Genomic DNA, 15,305 nt, shown 5'->3' on the forward strand with positions numbered 1-15,305 from the left:
ATTACGGAAAAAGTAACTCGATAACTTTTGCATAACCACTTAAGCAACGCATAAACCTGTATTGCACTTAAAAAGCTGTGTTGTAAGTCACTGTCGTTTGAGCCCGGCTGAACGCCGGGCTTGGCACGCCTAGTCAATATATGAGTGCTAATACTTTAGAAGATGACTGCTCATTAGCCATCATTGCCGTTATTTGATCAATTTGCGCGTCAAACCTCGTACTTCTAGTGCGAGGAAGGATAGCGCGAGGCGCGTCGCGCCTCTTGGTTGACCGGCTATTTATACCGCGCTAGATTTTAAGTGTGAGCACCGTACACCGCGCCTACCGTTATCGGTTTTATCCCACGCCTGAACAAGCCGAACAGCTTGCTCGGACGTTTGGCTGTGTGCGGTACGTCTACAACCATTTCCTGCGCCAGCGCACGGATGCGTGGTTCGAGCGCCAAGAGCGCATGGGCTATAACGCTACCGCCAAAGCCCTCACCACCCTCAAGAAACAGCCGGAGACGGCGTTTCTGGCCGAGGTGTCCAATGTCTGCTTGCAACAGTCGCTCCGGCATCTGGATCGGGCGTTTAGCAACTTCTTCAAAGGCCAGGCGCGGTATCCCACCTTCAAGAAAAAACAGCGCAAGCAGTCAGCCACCTACATGGCCAACGGCTTTCGCTGGCGCGATGGCAAGCTTTGGCTGGCTAAGCACAAAGCCCCGCTTAACATCCGCTGGAGCCGGTATTTTACCAGTCACCCCACCAGCATTACCGTCAGCTGTGACACGGCTGGCCGTTACCACGTCAGTTTCCTGGTAGAAGAAGCCATGACGCCGCTGCTGGTGACACCCAAGATGGTGGGTATTGACCTGGGGCTAACCCACCGCGTCATCACCAGCCACGGTGACAAAATCCCCAATCCACGCTTTCTACGCCGCACCGAGCACAAGCTGGCGCGAGCGCAGCGCCGGTTGTCACGTAAGCAAAAAGGCTCCCACAACCACGCCAAGGCGCGGCTTCGTGTGGCGAAGGTGCATGCCAAGCTGGCCGATCAGCGCCGTGACACCACCCATAAACTCTCTACGCAGCTTATTCACGAGAACCAAGTCATTGCCGCCGAGAGTTTGCAGATTAAGAATATGGTCAAAAACCGCAAACTGGCCAAGGCCATCAGCGACGTGGGCTGGCACCAGCTCACCCAGCAATTAACGTATAAAGCAGAACGGTACGGACGCGATTTCGTCCAGATCGACAAGTGGTATCCCAGCTCGAAACGCTGTTTTCACTGTGGTCATATCACCGACAACATGCCGCTGAACGTACGCACCTGGGACTGCCCAAGCTGCGGCACCCAAGGCATTGACCGCGACGTAAATGCCGCTCGAAATATTTTGCAATCGGGCAAGGCGATGTTGGTGGGCGCTGACAAGCTCCGTCAGCACGAAAAGACTACCGCAGGGCTTGCGGGAGGTTAAGCCTGTGGAGCTTGTGTAAGACCAGAGGTGCCATCACCAAGGGCAACGGGCTGCGAAGCAGGAACCTGGAAGGCGACAACCAGGAATCACCGTCCTTCAGGGCGGTGAGGAGGTCAAATCCAGCAGATAACCGTAAAACGCCGTGTTGCGCTGCCAGTCCAAGGACTCATAAAGGTGCTGGGCGCGCTCATTCTCTACCTGCGTCATAAGGATTAAGCGCGCGACTCCATGCTCGCGAGCCAGCTGGGTGGCGGCTTCCATTAACGCCCTTCCCGTGCCCTTATCGCGACACTCCGGCAACACAAAAAGATCATTTAGCGTCCAACGCGCATTCAAGCCCACCGTGGAAACTCCAGGATAAAGTTGCACGAAACCAGTGAGATTACCGTCACTATTTTCACTCACTAAAATGCGCGAATCCGCCAGCCCAAAGCGCTGACGCAAGAAATCCCGCGCCGCACCGACATCACTCGGCTGATTATAGAACTGCCGATAGCCATCCAATAGCTCGGTTAAGACATCAAGATCGTCAATGGTCGCTGCGCGAACCTTGGTCATAGTGCTACCTCCTGAACGTATTACGTAGTGGGCTGGCTACTTTCCAACACGGGTATTCGAAACATTCAGTAAACAACGTATCGCCAATGGAATACAGTATGTTTAACACAATCTGAGGCGTTACTATGTCCGACTTTATTGCCCCTGATAACCTGCCACGCTGCCAGTGGTGTGGCGGTGCCGCCGAATTTCTGCCCTACCATGACAACGAGTGGGGGTTTCCGGTGGTTGACGACCAGCGGTTATTCGAAAAGCTCTGCCTGGAAAGTTTTCAGTCGGGCTTAAGTTGGCGCACCATTCTCAACAAACGCGAGAACTTTCGCGCTGCCTTCCATCATTTCGACTTCCATCACGTTGCCCGCTTTGGCGAAGAGGATGTGCAGCGCTTGCTGCAGGACGCGGGCATTATTCGCCATCGTGGCAAAATCGAGGCGGTGATTAACAATGCCCAACGGGCGCTGGAAATGGTCAAGCAGGAAGGTTCACTGGCCACATATTTCTGGCGTTTCGAGCCAACCCTCGACTCACTTGCCGCACCACAAACTCAGACCACCTCGCCTGAATCCATCGCACTGGCTAAAGATTTGAAAAAGCGCGGCTGGAAATTCGTTGGTCCAACCACTGCATTTGCGTTTATGCAGGCGATGGGGCTACTCAATGATCACTCGCTGACGTGCATCACTCGAGAACAAGTCGAACAGGCAAGGCAGCAATTTCAACGACCAAAGTAGCAACAGAGGCACAAGACACTATACTTTTTGCACAAACGTGCCATGCCCAGATGGCCGGCCTACGTATTCGCTGGGTGCCGTCTTGTAGTAGGGTATGATTTTTACACACTCATCTATACACCGAACAGCAAGGGGACATCACGTTCCCAATGGGGTCAACGTGGTCCAAACGCTCTCTTCTCACACAGAATCCCGCGCTTCGATATGGAAAGCTTGGAGCGTGCATATATTCACGGCCAGCGGCGTACTGCTCGGCACAATGGCGCTGCTCTCGCTGATCGACAACAATCCAGTCGCCTGCTTACTATGGCTTGGCGCGGCGATGATGGTCGATGGTTTCGATGGCACTCTGGCGCGTAAGTATGAAGTAAAAACCATCCTGCCCCACTTCGATGGCTCGACGCTTGATATGGTCATCGATTATCTAACCTGGGCATTTATTCCCGCTCTGTTCATTTACTTCTTTATAGAGTTACCGCCCAATTTCGAATTGCTGTCAGTGTTTATCATTCTGCTGTCATCGATGTTCTGTTTCTGCAACACTAATATGAAAAGCCAGGATAATTACTTTGTTGGCTTTCCTGCTGCCTGGAACATTGCTGCGGCCTATTTTTATATTCTCGATTTACCGCCCTTCATCACCTTTGCATCTATCGTTTTTCTCGCCATTCTTACCGTGACCAAGATGAAGTTCCTGCATCCGTTTCGTGTTCGTCAGTTCATGCCACTCAATATCGCCGTCACGCTATTATGGTGCGCCTGTACAACGTCACTGGTGCTCTCAAGCCCCGAACATGCCGCTTGGGCACTATGGGGGTGGGGCATTGCATCCGTTTACTTCATTGGTATGTGCGTATGGCGTACCGTTCAAGAAGCGTTTTAACTTAGCGATACCTCATACCGCTGTGCCTCCTCCACCATCTCGGTGGCAAGCTCTCCCACGGTGCGCACGGCATCTTCAATGGCCGGTGTTAGCGTAAATGCGTAGTTAAGTCGCAAACACTGGCGAAACTTGCCCGAGGCTGAAAATAGCGAGCCAGGAGCCACATGGATGGCGCGCTTGGCTAAGCGTTCATTAAGACGTACGCAGTCCACGGCGGCAGGTAACTCCACCCATAGCAAAAAACTGCCTTGCGGATAACTGATGCCCGCGCCTTCTGGAAAATAGCGCTGCACCCAGTTGATCATGATGTCCCGTTGGCGCTGATATTGGCGGGTAACATAGCGAAGGTGACGCTCGTAGTGGCCTTTGGCGACAAACTCCGCCACCGCCAACTGCGGCAATGTGGCCGAGGCACCGGTAGAGACATACTTCATATGCAGCGCCTTATCTCGATAACACCCCGGCGCCAGCCAACCCACTCGTAACCCTGGCCCCACCGTTTTCGAAAAGCCACTGCATAACAGCACCCGCCCATCGTCATCGAAAGACTTCACCGTCAACGGCCTTGGGTGGGTATAGGAGAGATCACCGTAGATATCGTCTTCAATGATGGCCACGTCGAAGCGTTGGGCGAGTTGAAACAGCGCCTGTTTGCGCGCCTCGCTCATGGTGTAGCCCAGCGGATTGTTATACGTCGGAGTGACCTGGATGGCACGGATCGGCCACTGCTCCAGCGCCATTTCCAACGCTTCCAAACTAATGCCCGTTTGCGGATCAGTAGGAATCTCCAACGCTTTCAGGCCATTGGCTTTTAGGATCTGCATGGTGCCGTAAAAGCTAGGCGAGTCCACGGCCACCACGTCGCCAGGCTGAGTAAGGGTGCGCAGCGCTATCGACAATGCTTCCTGGCAGCCGGTGGTGATCATGATGTCATCCGGGTGCAGCAAACAGCCGGAGGCAATGGCCAGCCGCGCTACCTGCTGACGCAGCTCGGGGCTACCACTCAGTTTGTCGTAGTTAAAGCCATTCAGATCGTTCTTACGGTGCAGCCCCGCCAGTGTTTTCGACAGCGGCTTAAGCGTTTCATAAGCCAGGTTCGGCACACCGCGCCCAAGCAGCAGCCGACTATCGTCACGCTCGGTAGCGACCAGCTCTAATACTTGATCCCATTGGGAGACATCCAGCGGGCACTGCGCAGGACGAGAGACAGAAGGCAGCACCGCAGGCACTCTGCTTGGAAGTACAAAGTAGCCCGATTTCGGCCGTGATTCGATCAGCGACACATCCATCAGTTGCCGATAGGCTTCCTGAGCCGTCGAGATACTGACATCAAGCTCCTGACATACCGCTCGAATAGAAGGCAGGCGATCCCCCACGCGGTAAATACCGTGCTCAATTCGCTCCCGCAAAATACAAGCGACCTCTTCGTAGCGCGTCATGACTCCAGCCCTCTATTTTTGAAATGCTTTTAAAATCGCTCTTCAAAACGTTCTTGAAGACGTTTTAAAAACAATACAGATACCCTGCCCAGCAATCATACAGAGGTATAACATATACCATCTGTATCTTTAAAATAGAAAAGCCTATATCTGTATTGACCTAGCATGGCTGCGTAATCTGGTGGAGCACATCGTCATCAAGGAGAACTGCCATGCTACGCTTCAGCCTCACTCAGTTTCGCTGTCAGTTACGTCACTATCATCAACGCCGCCGTAGCCGCCGTCAGCTACTAACCCTTGATGACCGACTGCTGGAAGATATTGGAATCACTCGCACCCAGGCGCAAAAAGAGGGTTGTAAACCGTTTTGGCAGCACTCGTCATGCAAAAGAGGTCCCTATGAAAACTGCTGAGTATTACCTGTTGGATGTGTTTACCGATAAGCCTTTTTCGGGCAATCAGTTGGCAGTTTTTTTAGATGCCGATGAGCTTGAAACCAGCACTATGCAGGCAATTGCCAATGAACTTAACTTGGCAGAGACGGTATTTTTAGGCGCGCCGACTACGGCTAATCACTACCCTATGCGGATATTCACACCCACGGCTGAGCTGCCGTTTGCTGGCCACCCCACGGTAGGTACCGCGCATCTACTAGCGGAGTTAAACCTCGTCAACCGCGAGCAAGGCATTGTGCTACAGCCACCTGTCGGTGCATTAGCGGTTAATTATGAACGAGAGGGAGCAACCTTCAAAACCGCCCAGCCCGTCATGGTCACGGGCAGCACGATTGATCGTCTCACTGCCGTTGAGCTACTGGGGCTAGACATCCACCAAGTCATTGGCGATCCCATCATTGCTTCTTTCGGGCTGCCCTTTCATCTTATTGAACTAGCTGACCTAGCAGCCCTTGAGCAGATTCAAATCGCCGGTGCAGTATGGGCGGATGCCGTTGCGCGCAGCGGCACTGAGCAGATATACCTTTATGTGATGGAGCAACACGATAACGAAGAGACGATTATACGGAGCCGTATGTTCTGCATGCACGCCAGTATTTGTGAAGATCCCGCCACTGGCAGCGCTGCAGCAGCCTTAACCGGCTATTTAGCGTCACTCAAACCAGAGCCCCTACACTGCAAGATTCACCAGGGTGTTGAAATGGGGCGGCCCAGCGTTATCCACACCGCCGCCAATGGCAATATAGAGCAAGGGTTTGTAACAGTAGCTGGGCAAGCGATCATCGCTGGTGAAGGTAAGCTTTACTTGGACTATTGATTTCGCGACATATCAAACCAATCGCTATAAGTGCGGGAAAGCCACAGTGGCTCGCCCGCCTTTGTTTATGCCACAACAAATACATTGCGCGCGCTGGGCCGATCCTGAATCCGCTTTAAGTAGGCGGATAAATGCGGCGTTTTTTGTAACAAAGGTACAGCAGGCGGCAACTTACTTAAATAATCCAACATCGGCGCGGCCAATGCATCTGCAACACTAAAGGATTCAGTCACTAAATAAGGCTGCTTGGTTAGCTGAAGCTCTAACAGTGATAACATTCGAGCAACCTCCGGCTCAGCTGCTCGGATATAATCTTTCCGTACTGTCCCATTCTCCCCTTTTGGGAAATAGAACTCTAACAAATATCTCCGCACAATTGCTTCATCCACATAGATTGATAGCCAAGCAGAAAATTGATCCACTAAGGCTCGCTCCCAAGCGGCTTCAGGCTGCAATTGATAGCCTTCGAAGGCCTCATCTAAATAGCGACAAATGCTAGCCGTTTCACAAAGCTGATGCTCCCCATGAAGTAATATAGGCACTTTTCCAAAAGGGTTTATGCGTAAATGCTCTGAGCTGTGTAAGTCGATAGCATTGCCGTTTATTGACATACCAAGCGTATAAGGAATTGATTTCTCTTCGCAGCACAACTGCACACTTCGCACAAAGGTACTAAATTGTGGCCCCAGGATATGTACACCTTTCTCTTGCGATAAAGTGCTCATTATTACGCTCCTCTCGTTTTATATAGGTAGTAGTGAAGAGTAACGACAGGCACAATATGTTCAACAACATATTTTGGATAAAGCAAAAATGAGCTAATCAATGCCAATACAAGGAGGGGTTAATAATGCCGTGGGATGAATCGCACAAAATGCACTCGCATGAAAAAATATTGCACGCTGCTGCTCGTCTTTTCACTCACCATGGATTCAACGGCGTGAGCATAGATACTGTTATGCAAGAAGCAGGTATGACACGCGGCGCGTTCTACGCTCACTTTGAATCAAAAAGTGATTTATACACTCAGGCGCTCAAGCATGCTGCAACTCAAGCAGCCCAGCGGTTAGCACTAGAGCATTTACCTGAACAAGGCATAGAGCGATATCTAAGTGAAGAGCACATTTTCGGCCAGCAAGTCCCTTGCCCATTGGCATGCCTGATTAGCGATGTCGCTCAACAAGACCTCCCTATTCGGTCAACCTACACCTTACTCTTCAAAGGGTTTGTCGACAGGGTGAGTCAAATGACGCCAGCAGACCAACTAACTCGACGCCAAATTATTCAACAAGTGGTCGCCATGGTGGGGGGACTTGCTATCGCTCGCACGCTGAACGATGAGTCACTGTCCAAAGAGATACTGGAGGCTTGCCGAGAATTGGCCAGCTCAAAGCATCTCTAAAAGCGTACCGGCCTATTGCTGATTCCCCGTAGCTTTGGGCCAACGGGCAATCACCGCGGTGACAATAACGGCAAACAACAGCCGTGCCCATAAAATGCCCGTTATATCGGCTCCAAGCATTAAGATCAGCAGTGTATCTTCTATAACGCTATGGCAGAGGCCGAGAAAACACAGCGCTAGCGTGCTGTCGCGCTTGCTAAGCACCCCGTTTTGCACGTCACGAATCAGCAGCCCTGCGCCATAGCTTAACCCCAGCGTGAAACCAATGACCGTCACATTCGCTGCCGAACGGCCAATGCCTAATAGCTTGAGCAACGGTAGCAAGCCAAGATGAATCCAACGCTCTAGACCCAGCCTTTTTAAAAGTTTTAAGAGCACAATCAGCGCTAAAATAATCACAAAAATAAGCGCTAACGTTTCCAACTGTGCCAACGCCCAACTGCTGAGCGTTGGTGCTGATGAAAAACTTGGCTGCCATACCAATTCAACGGGTGCTTGCAACAAACCAAAATACGAATAGAAGCAGTGTAACAGCCAAGCAAGCAATAAAGCCCCGCCCACACGCAGAACCAGCGTGCCCCACCAAGGTACGCCAGCGCGCTTGGCTACCGCTCCCTCAACGGGAAGCGAATGCCCTACCAGCATCAACGCACCCAGTACCGTTACCTGCTCAACACTCAAAGGCGTTTCACCGACGACTTGGAAAAACACCGCAATGGCGGTGTACAAATTGGTGAAGAGCGCCGCCGCCCACACAACACCCATTTGTTCAGGCAAACCGAGTGTGCTCATTAAAGGAGCTAATGCCGCCCCCAGCCACTCGATCATACCGAGTAGCTCTAACCCTTTGACGATGAGCAAAGCAGGTATCAGGATTTTGAGTAATGTCACATACACGCGCAGCGCGTCTTGCAGTACACGACCTACTACCGCCAATAAATAGTGAATTGTGATCCGCATCAAGCCCTTCATTGCCATCGTTTTAACAAACGTTATGATAATGGAGATGACGCAGAATCTTCTTTCCAATACGGTGCCTACAATCACTATTCGTTCTTTATAAACATAGGAAGAGAATTTTATTTCATGGATGCTATTGATCGAAGAATTCTTGACCAGCTTCAACGCGATTCCAGCCTGACCAATCAAGCATTAGCGGATAAAATAGGGCTTTCCCCCTCTGCCTGTTTAAAGCGGGTTAATCGATTACGCGATGCGGGAGTCATTGAGCGTGAAGTGGCGCTACTCAACCCTGATGCCTTAGGCCAGCGCCTACACATGGTGGTGGAAGTCACCATGGAGCGGGATAACAAGTTACTCTACCAGCAGTTCTTAACATCAGCGGTCAACGCCCCTGAAGTGAAGCAGTGCTATCAAGTAACGGGTGAGTGTGATTTTGTGTTGATCGTGGCAGTCGCTGATTTAGATGAGTACGACCGCTTCTGCGACAGCGTGCTCTATGCCCACGACAACCTGCGCAAGTTCCGCACGTTACTATCGCGAAAACGGCATAAGTTCGATACGTCTGTGCAGCTCAGTCGTTGAGTACTGCTCACGCCGTCAACCCAATCCCCCGCAAGATCACCGAGGTTACCGACTGTACGGCTTTTTCAAACTGCAGGTCGTCTAAGGGTTTATTGTCGTTAAGCAGGTAGATTTGGTAGTCGAAGTCGGCGTAGTGCTGGGTCGATGCCCAAATCATATAAAGGAGGTAGGACGGTTCAACGGGGTTAATTTGGCCGGACTCGACCCACTCGCGAATTTTTGACTCTTTCAATTTAGCCCATTCGTATAAGTTATCGCGCAGGCGCTCTTTCAGAATGGGTGCGCCCTGCATTACTTCCGCCGCCCATATTTTCGAGCCGTGAGCGCGGTAGCGAGAATGATTCATTTTGGCGCGGATATAGCTAGAAAGCACTACTCGTGGGTCGTCGTAGAGTTCGAAGCACAGCGCGTCCTGTTTCCAGATTTCCAGCAGCGCTAGCAGCACTTCCTGGTAGAGCGCCTTTTTAGTGGAAAAATAGTAGTGCACGTTGGATTTGGGCAGATCGGCCAACTGGGCAATTTCCCCCATCGATGCTCCGGCATAGCCTTTTTCAGCAAACAATTGCTCCGCCGCCTGAAGAATCTTTTTTACGTTGGTTTGCCGAATTTCGTCCTGTGTTCTCGCCACGCTGCTCGTCCCTTTACGACTAAGATACGCACACCAAAAAAGTGCACCACCGCTGAGCAGTGGTGCAGAGAAGATGGCGTAGTTAGCTTACGGCGTCAACGTTGGTTAGTGGGAAACGAAAACTCGGCACGTGTGGCTTCGCTCACCGAAGGCCAGCGCTGGGAAACCGCTTTTCGGCGGGTATAGAAGCGTACAGAGTCAGGGCCGTAGGCGTGAAGGTCGCCAAACAACGAGCGTTTCCAGCCGCCAAAGCTATGGTAGGCCACCGGTACGGGAAGCGGTACGTTAACACCCACCATGCCCACTTCGATGCCATCGGTAAAGCGTCGAGCAGCCTCGCCATCGCGAGTAAACAGGCAGGTGCCATTGCCGTATTCATGGTCGTTAATCAATTGCATAGCATCATCTAAGCTGCCGACCCGCACCACGCACAGCACTGGCCCGAAAATCTCTTCCTGGTAAATGCGCATCTCGGTAGTAACGTTATCGAACAGGCAACCACCAACGAAATAGCCATCTTCATGACCCGCGATTTTCAGCTCACGGCCATCGGCCACTAGTGACGCACCTGCCTTTATGCCGTCTTCGATATAGCCCAACACCTTGTCACGGTGCTCTGCCGTCACCAGCGGGCCCATATCCAAGCCTTTATCGGTACCAGGGCCAACCTTGAGCTCAGCAATTTTAGGCAGCAGCGTTTCAACTAACCGATCTGCCGTCTCGTCACCCACGCACACCGCCACCGAAATCGCCATGCAACGCTCACCACAGCTTCCGTAAGCCGCTCCCATCAGGGTGTTGGCGGCGTTTTCCAAATCGGCGTCTGGAAGTACCACGGCATGATTCTTCGCCCCACCCAGAGCCTGAACGCGTTTGCCAGCGGCCGAACCACGAGAATAGATAGCTTCCGCTACCGGCGTTGAGCCAACAAATGAGATGGCTTTAACGGCCTTAGCATCTAGCAGCGTTTCCACCGCTTCGCGACTACCGTGCACCACATTCATCACGCCTTTTGGCAACCCAGCTTCTTGCAACAGCTCGGCTACCGCCATCGCCGCCGAAGGGTCTTTTTCCGAAGGCTTGAGAATAAAGGTGTTGCCGCAAGCAATCGCCATCGGATACATCCACAGCGGCACCATGGCAGGGAAGTTAAACGGAGTAATGCCGGCCACTACGCCCAATGGCTGGAAATTGGACCACGCATCAATGCCCGGCCCAACGTTATGGGAATACTCACCTTTTAATAGCTCAGGCACACCGCAGGCATACTCGACATTTTCGATGCCGCGCTTCAGTTCGCCCATCGCATCTTCAGGGGTTTTACCGTGCTCTTCACTGACCAATTGCACCAAGCGGTCAGCGTGCTCCTCTAGCAGTTGCTTGAAGCGGTACATCACTTGGGCGCGCTTAGCAGGTGGCGTATCTCGCCAAGCGGGAAACGCAGCTTGGGCGGCGGCAATAGCCCGCTCTACGTCGGCAGCGCTGGCGTCCGCTACTTGGCGAATCACTTTACCCGTTGAAGGGTTGGTCACGTCCAGCGTGCGCTGGCTGTCGATTAATTCACCGTTAATTAGATGGGAAACAACGCTCATATTTAAACTCTCTTTTTAACGCTCTGAAGTTTAGATCAGTCGGTTATGCTAACGAATCCAGGGTGGTGGCAACGGCATCAAACAGCCGCTCTAGCTCAGCCTCTGTAGAGCCAAACGGAGGGCCGAACTGCAGTGTGTCGCCGCCATAGCGCACGTAAAACCCAGCTTCCCACAAGGCTAAATGGGCATCCCTAGGGCGAATGGTGGGGTCGCCATCTCGGGGCGCCAATTGAAGTGCGCCCGCTAAGCCATAGTTACGAATATCAACAATGTGATTGCGGCCTTTTAGAGCGTGCAGCTTTTGTTCAAAAGCGGGCGCGATAGCACTTACCTGGGCAGGGAAGTTGTCACGCTCCATCATTTCAAGCGCCGCTAAGCCAGCGGCACAAGCGACAGGGTGGGCGCTATAGGTATAACCGTGGGAAAACTCAATGGCGTGTTGGGCACCGCCAGCGTGCATAAAAGTGTCGAAAATTTCGCTGGAAGCAATCACCGCGCCCATAGGAATAGCGCCGTTGGTGATCTGCTTGGCAACGTTCATGATATCCGGCGTAACGCCAAACGCTTCTGCGCCGGTAGTTGCGCCACTGCGACCAAAAGCAGTGATCACTTCATCGAATATCAGCAGAATATCGTGGGCGGTACAGATCTCGCGCAGCCGATCCAGATAGCCTTTGGGCGGCACAATCACCCCAGCAGAGCCAGACATCGGCTCAACGATCACAGCCGCAATGGTGGATGCATCGTGCAGGGCGATTTGATCAAGCAACGCATCAGCAAGCTCAGCGCCGGTTTCGGCTTGGCCACGAGTGAAGGCGTGACCTGCCTGCAGCGTGTGCGGCAGATGCGTCACATCCATCAATTGGCCATAGTGCTTACGGTTGCCACCGATGCCACCCAGGCTGGTGCCACCAATATTCACCCCGTGATAGCCCTTGGCACGGCCAATCATGCGTGTCTTCTCGGGCTTACCTTTTAGCCGCCAGTAGGCCTTGGCCATTTTGACAGAGGTATCAGCGGCTTCTGAACCAGAGTTAGTAAAAAACACATGATCCAGCCCAACAGGTGTAAGGCTGGCCACTTTTTCCGCCAGCTTAAACGCCAGCGGATGACCAATTTGAAAACCTGGCGCAAAGTCGAGAGTACCCAGCTGCTGCGCCACCGCTTTTTGGATCTCTTCACGATTGTGACCCGCGCCGCAGGTCCATAAGCCAGAGAGTGAATCAAACAGCTTACGGCCCTGGTCATCGATGTAATAGCGCCCTTTCGCGCCAGTAATCATGCGCGGGTTGGCACGGAAATCACGGTTAGCGCTAAACGGCATCCAATAGTGCTGATTAAGCGCGCCGGGAGAAGCGTTTTGTTCGTCAATAAACGCCTGAGGGGTAGTGTTGTTTTGTAGGTCAAACATGGTGTCCAGCTCCATCGCTATGAGACATAGCCTCAGCATGCGCCACTGAACATGTTTATAAAATTACGCTTTTCTTGTGTTCACGTTAGAAAATTTATACGTAATAAGCAGGCGTTTATCTCTACGCTGGCTGGTAACTAATGAATAAAAACGGTCAGCCGCCAGCTTTATATGTGCTAACTCATAAAGGAATGCTCATGAACTCGCTTGTAGAACCGAATACCGTGCTAGCCACCTTACGCACCGACAGCGACCGTCTTTGGCAATCGCTGATGGACATGGCGAAGCTGGGCGCGACTGCTAAGGGCGGCGTTAACCGACAGGCGCTGACGGATCTTGATCGACAGGGACGCGACCTATTTATCCAGTGGTGTCGTGCAGAAGGTTGCACCATCCGCATTGATAATATCGGTAATATTTTTGCCCGCCGGGAAGGCAGCGATCCAACAGCCAAAACCGTCATGGCGGGCAGCCACTTGGATAGCCAGCCCACTGGTGGGAAGTATGACGGCTGTTTTGGCGTACTTTCAGGCCTAGAAGTAATACGAACGCTTAATGAACACAACATCACTACAAAATCACCCATTGAAGTCGTTGCGTGGACTAACGAAGAGGGTTGTCGCTTCCCACCCTGCATGATGGGTTCTGGGGTATTTACTGGCGTGCTTGAATTTGACGCCATGATGGCACGCACCGACGCCGATGGCGTCACGGTGAGTGATGCACTGGATGCCATTCACTATCGTGGTAGCGATGAGGTCTCACCAAATGAGATTAAAGCTTACTTTGAACCACACATCGAACAGGGGCCGATTTTAGAAGATACCGACACCACCATCGGCGTGGTTATCGGTGGGCTTGGTCAAAAGTGGTTTGATTTAACCCTAACCGGGCTTGAAGCCCATGCGGGTCCCACGCCAATGAATCTACGTCGCGACGCCATGATGGGCGCAGCGGAAGTGACGCAAGCACTTAACCGAATTGCCTTTGATCATCAGCCCCACGGGCGCGGTACGGTTGGTTGTATGTCACTACATCCTGGCTCGCGCAACGTTATTCCCGGCCAAGTCAAAATGACCCTGGATATGCGCCACTGGGAGCCAGAAGCCCTGATCTCAATGAGTCAATCCTTAGCGACGGCCGTCGAAGAAATTTGCCAACGTCATGGGCTGGAATATGAATTAACGCCCACCGCAGATTTTGCCCCTGAGCACTTCAATAAAGCCTGTGTTGATGCAGTGCGCGAAGGGGCCGAGCAGCTCAACCTATCGCACATGGATATCATCAGCGGTGCTGGTCACGATGCCATGTTCGTCGGCCGTGTAGCCCCCGCAGCAATGATCTTTGTTCCCTGCAAGGACGGCATTAGCCACAACGAAATTGAAAGTGCCACTCCGGAGCATGTGCACGCTGGCTGTAACGTGCTGCTGCACGCAATGCTCAATGCCGCTGAGTTTTCCTAAATGGCTTTGCGCTACCGCACGGGGTTAAACGTGCGGTAGCCAACTCTTTATAGCACCACGTCATACCCTTCAAACTTAGGTGGGCCAAGGTAGATACCTTCCGGCGCCTTGGCGTTAGCATGAGCCTTGCGGAACGCTTCTGACTTGGTCCAGGCGCGGAAGGCTTCTTCCGATTCCCACACACTGTGGGAGATAAACACAGTGTGGTCTTCCTGGCTTTCGCCCTGCAGCATTTGGAATTGTTGAAAGCCCGGCACTTCATCCAAATGAGAATCGCGGTTACGCCATACCTCTAAAAAATCCTCTTCGCGGCCTGGGGCAATCCGAAAACGGTTCATGGCGATATACATGCACTCTCTCCTATTGAGTTTGTCTAACACGCTAGCGTAGCGGCCTGCCGCTTACGACGTCTATCCCTTGAGGGTAACGTCATGGTTTTATGACGAATAGGCGTTATGCCGAGCATAACCACAGGATACGGCATGGCTAAGGCACCCATCCAGGTCGTTTGGTTCAAACGCGAAAAAGCTGACAACCACCCACTACAAACCAGCTACTTTTGCATTTACGTATTGTGGATATTCGAATGCGGCTCTTAAAATCAAAAGGCATGAAGTAGTATGTGTAATACTTCCATTTAAAACGTATTCAACAGCAGTATTAAGAGAAACATTGAAAGGTTCAACCATATCATCGGCAGGAGGCCTAGCAGCTAGCTCATAGAGTTCTGTTGCAATGATAAGATGATCTCTTGTTCTAACTAGAGTTGTAAAAGGATCCGTTACACCGATAGATTTAAAGTGGCCTGCACCGATGCCAGCCTCCTCTGCAAGCTCCCGAGCAGCTGCTTGCTCAGGAGCCTCCCCCTCGTCTATCCGTAAGCGCCATTAAACCGACCCACTTGCCCTAACCGTATTGAGC

The 15,305-nt window shown here is 52.2% G+C and carries 17 protein-coding genes; 8 read left to right on the top strand and 9 right to left on the bottom strand.

The features are described 5' to 3' along the window. Positions 1-302 precede the first annotated feature (302 nt). A complete protein-coding gene (locus INT21_RS10230) occupies positions 303-1,460 on the top strand; it encodes an RNA-guided endonuclease TnpB family protein (protein ID WP_193060046.1) in 1,158 nt (385 codons plus the stop codon). A 96-nt stretch (positions 1,461-1,556) separates the two neighbouring features. On the opposite strand, the gene INT21_RS10235 is transcribed toward INT21_RS10230, so the two are convergent. Then, positions 1,557-2,018 (bottom strand): GNAT family N-acetyltransferase, encoded by a 462-nt coding sequence (locus INT21_RS10235; protein WP_193060045.1) that lies wholly within the window; start codon positions 2,016-2,018, stop codon positions 1,557-1,559. Positions 2,019-2,143: 125 nt separating this feature from the next. On the opposite strand from INT21_RS10235, the gene INT21_RS10240 reads away from it, so the two are divergent. Together INT21_RS10240 and pcsA are read left to right on the top strand one after the other, a co-directional pair. Further along, positions 2,144-2,749 carry a DNA-3-methyladenine glycosylase I gene (locus INT21_RS10240; protein ID WP_193067499.1) on the top strand — a complete coding sequence of 202 codons (606 nt, stop codon included), beginning with the start codon at positions 2,144-2,146 and terminating at the stop codon, positions 2,747-2,749. Between the two features lie 202 nt (positions 2,750-2,951). Next, positions 2,952-3,632 (top strand): phosphatidylcholine synthase, encoded by a 681-nt coding sequence (gene pcsA / locus INT21_RS10245; protein ID WP_370687206.1) that lies wholly within the window; start codon positions 2,952-2,954, stop codon positions 3,630-3,632. Here pcsA and INT21_RS10250 read toward each other — a convergent pair. Beyond that, positions 3,629-5,071 carry an aminotransferase-like domain-containing protein gene (locus tag INT21_RS10250; RefSeq protein ID WP_193067498.1) on the bottom strand — a complete coding sequence of 481 codons (1,443 nt, stop codon included), beginning with the start codon at positions 5,069-5,071 and terminating at the stop codon, positions 3,629-3,631. The two genes, pcsA and INT21_RS10250, sit on opposite strands and share 4 nt — an antisense overlap. 212 nt (positions 5,072-5,283) lie before the next feature. Here INT21_RS10250 and INT21_RS10255 point away from each other — a divergent pair, with 212 nt between their 5' ends. Further along, positions 5,284-5,484 (top strand): DUF1127 domain-containing protein, encoded by a 201-nt coding sequence (locus INT21_RS10255; RefSeq protein WP_038478640.1) that lies wholly within the window; start codon positions 5,284-5,286, stop codon positions 5,482-5,484. Further along, complete coding sequence (locus INT21_RS10260; RefSeq protein WP_193060042.1) at positions 5,471-6,343, top strand: PhzF family phenazine biosynthesis protein; 873 nt, start codon at positions 5,471-5,473, stop codon at positions 6,341-6,343. The genes INT21_RS10255 and INT21_RS10260 overlap by 14 nt, the downstream gene beginning before the upstream one ends. A gap of 65 nt (positions 6,344-6,408) precedes the next feature. Here the strand turns inward: INT21_RS10260 and INT21_RS10265 are convergent, their stop codons facing one another. Then, the gene (locus tag INT21_RS10265; RefSeq protein WP_193060041.1) at positions 6,409-7,068 is read right to left on the bottom strand and encodes a glutathione S-transferase family protein; all 660 of its coding nucleotides are present in this window, start codon (positions 7,066-7,068) and stop codon (positions 6,409-6,411) included. 149 nt (positions 7,069-7,217) lie between these two features. On the opposite strand from INT21_RS10265, the gene INT21_RS10270 reads away from it, so the two are divergent. Next, positions 7,218-7,745, top strand: a complete 528-nt coding sequence (locus INT21_RS10270) for a TetR/AcrR family transcriptional regulator (protein WP_226912318.1) — start codon at positions 7,218-7,220, stop codon at positions 7,743-7,745. A 12-nt stretch (positions 7,746-7,757) separates the two neighbouring features. On the opposite strand, the gene INT21_RS10275 is transcribed toward INT21_RS10270, so the two are convergent. Beyond that, positions 7,758-8,705, bottom strand: coding sequence for a hypothetical protein (locus INT21_RS10275; protein WP_193060039.1), 948 nt, complete (start codon positions 8,703-8,705; stop codon positions 7,758-7,760). Positions 8,706-8,831: 126 nt separating this feature from the next. Here INT21_RS10275 and INT21_RS10280 point away from each other — a divergent pair, with 126 nt between their 5' ends. After that, positions 8,832-9,290 (top strand): Lrp/AsnC family transcriptional regulator, encoded by a 459-nt coding sequence (locus tag INT21_RS10280; RefSeq protein WP_193060038.1) that lies wholly within the window; start codon positions 8,832-8,834, stop codon positions 9,288-9,290. Between the two features lie 7 nt (positions 9,291-9,297). Here the strand turns inward: INT21_RS10280 and INT21_RS10285 are convergent, their stop codons facing one another. The 3 genes from INT21_RS10285 to INT21_RS10295 all read right to left on the bottom strand — a co-directional run bounded on the left by INT21_RS10285 (position 9,298) and on the right by INT21_RS10295 (position 12,921). Beyond that, positions 9,298-9,918 (bottom strand): TetR family transcriptional regulator C-terminal domain-containing protein, encoded by a 621-nt coding sequence (locus INT21_RS10285; protein WP_193060037.1) that lies wholly within the window; start codon positions 9,916-9,918, stop codon positions 9,298-9,300. 95 nt (positions 9,919-10,013) lie between these two features. Then, positions 10,014-11,510 (bottom strand): CoA-acylating methylmalonate-semialdehyde dehydrogenase, encoded by a 1,497-nt coding sequence (locus INT21_RS10290; RefSeq protein WP_095603679.1) that lies wholly within the window; start codon positions 11,508-11,510, stop codon positions 10,014-10,016. Between the two features lie 43 nt (positions 11,511-11,553). Next, positions 11,554-12,921, bottom strand: coding sequence for an aspartate aminotransferase family protein (locus tag INT21_RS10295; protein WP_319022183.1), 1,368 nt, complete (start codon positions 12,919-12,921; stop codon positions 11,554-11,556). Positions 12,922-13,118: 197 nt separating this feature from the next. Between INT21_RS10295 and INT21_RS10300 the strand changes: the two genes are divergently transcribed. After that, entirely contained in the window at positions 13,119-14,384 is a 1,266-nt protein-coding gene (locus tag INT21_RS10300; protein WP_193060036.1) for a Zn-dependent hydrolase, read from the top strand. Between the two features lie 47 nt (positions 14,385-14,431). Here the strand turns inward: INT21_RS10300 and INT21_RS10305 are convergent, their stop codons facing one another. Continuing rightward, positions 14,432-14,734 (bottom strand): antibiotic biosynthesis monooxygenase family protein, encoded by a 303-nt coding sequence (locus INT21_RS10305; RefSeq protein WP_083007283.1) that lies wholly within the window; start codon positions 14,732-14,734, stop codon positions 14,432-14,434. Positions 14,735-14,926: 192 nt separating this feature from the next. Beyond that, on the bottom strand, positions 14,927-15,259 hold the full coding sequence (locus tag INT21_RS20755) for an NUDIX domain-containing protein (RefSeq protein WP_193067509.1): 333 nt from the start codon (positions 15,257-15,259) through the stop codon (positions 14,927-14,929). Between the last annotated feature and the right edge of the window lie 46 nt (positions 15,260-15,305).

The sequence above is a fragment of the Halomonas sp. 3F2F genome, assembly GCF_014897805.1.
Taxonomy (GTDB): domain Bacteria; phylum Pseudomonadota; class Gammaproteobacteria; order Pseudomonadales; family Halomonadaceae; genus Vreelandella.

Excerpts from the sequence above, each read along its gene's own strand:
- INT21_RS10235 (WP_193060045.1), bottom strand. The coding sequence starts at position 2,018 with ATGACCAAGGTTCGCGCAGCGACCATTGACGATCTTGATGTCTTAACC.
- INT21_RS10240 (WP_193067499.1), top strand. The coding sequence starts at position 2,144 with ATGTCCGACTTTATTGCCCCTGATAACCTGCCACGCTGCCAGTGGTGT.
- INT21_RS10250 (WP_193067498.1), bottom strand. The coding sequence starts at position 5,071 with ATGACGCGCTACGAAGAGGTCGCTTGTATTTTGCGGGAGCGAATTGAG.
- INT21_RS10255 (WP_038478640.1), top strand. The coding sequence starts at position 5,284 with ATGCTACGCTTCAGCCTCACTCAGTTTCGCTGTCAGTTACGTCACTAT.
- INT21_RS10260 (WP_193060042.1), top strand. The coding sequence starts at position 5,471 with ATGAAAACTGCTGAGTATTACCTGTTGGATGTGTTTACCGATAAGCCT.
- INT21_RS10265 (WP_193060041.1), bottom strand. The coding sequence starts at position 7,068 with ATGAGCACTTTATCGCAAGAGAAAGGTGTACATATCCTGGGGCCACAA.
- INT21_RS10270 (WP_226912318.1), top strand. The coding sequence starts at position 7,218 with ATGCACTCGCATGAAAAAATATTGCACGCTGCTGCTCGTCTTTTCACT.
- INT21_RS10275 (WP_193060039.1), bottom strand. The coding sequence starts at position 8,705 with ATGCGGATCACAATTCACTATTTATTGGCGGTAGTAGGTCGTGTACTG.
- INT21_RS10280 (WP_193060038.1), top strand. The coding sequence starts at position 8,832 with ATGGATGCTATTGATCGAAGAATTCTTGACCAGCTTCAACGCGATTCC.
- INT21_RS10290 (WP_095603679.1), bottom strand. The coding sequence starts at position 11,510 with ATGAGCGTTGTTTCCCATCTAATTAACGGTGAATTAATCGACAGCCAG.
- INT21_RS10295 (WP_319022183.1), bottom strand. The coding sequence starts at position 12,921 with ATGTTTGACCTACAAAACAACACTACCCCTCAGGCGTTTATTGACGAA.
- INT21_RS10300 (WP_193060036.1), top strand. The coding sequence starts at position 13,119 with ATGAACTCGCTTGTAGAACCGAATACCGTGCTAGCCACCTTACGCACC.
- INT21_RS10305 (WP_083007283.1), bottom strand. The coding sequence starts at position 14,734 with ATGTATATCGCCATGAACCGTTTTCGGATTGCCCCAGGCCGCGAAGAG.